General features: G+C 39.6%; 2 rRNA genes. Both read left to right on the top strand.

Annotated features, from left to right (window positions below):
- Window positions 1-10 precede the first annotated feature (10 nt).
- A 5S ribosomal RNA gene (rrf, locus tag SM124_RS24035) occupies window positions 11-127 on the top strand.
- A 289-nt stretch (window positions 128-416) separates the two neighbouring features.
- Window positions 417-515 (top strand): 16S ribosomal RNA (locus SM124_RS24030); the annotation flags it as partial.

Raw genomic sequence — 515 nt, 5'->3', positions numbered from 1 at the left:
AATTACATAGTCTGGTGGCGATAGCGAGAAGGTCACACCCGTTCCCATACCGAACACGGAAGTTAAGCTTCTCAGCGCCGATGGTAGTTAGGGGCTGTCCCCTTGTGAGAGTAGGACGTCGCCAGGCGAAGACAGAGAGAATCCTCTTTGTCTTTTTTAATCTCTTTTAACTGGTATTTATTACCTAACATAAAGGGTTGACGGAATAACACCGACGGTGTTATGATGTAAATCCACTTCGTTGAACACATTCTTATTGTGAAAAACTTAAAAAAGTGTTGACGAAGGGAATGAAAAAATGTTATATTAATATAGTTGTCTTTGAGAAAAGATAACGAAGGTTGTTCTTTGAAAACTGAACGAATCATACGTCAACGTTAATCTATTATTATTTTTTAAGAGCTAAATCTTACTCTTTATTGGAGAGTTTGATCCTGGCTCAGGACGAACGCTGGCGGCGTGCCTAATACATGCAAGTCGAGCGAAGTTTTAAAAGCTTGCTTTTGAAACTTAGC

This window comes from Robertmurraya mangrovi (assembly GCF_034427655.1).
GTDB lineage: Bacteria > Bacillota > Bacilli > Bacillales > Cytobacillaceae > Robertmurraya_A > Robertmurraya_A mangrovi.
Note: the sequence above shows the minus strand (reverse complement) of the source record. Positions and strands in the feature narration are given on the sequence as shown.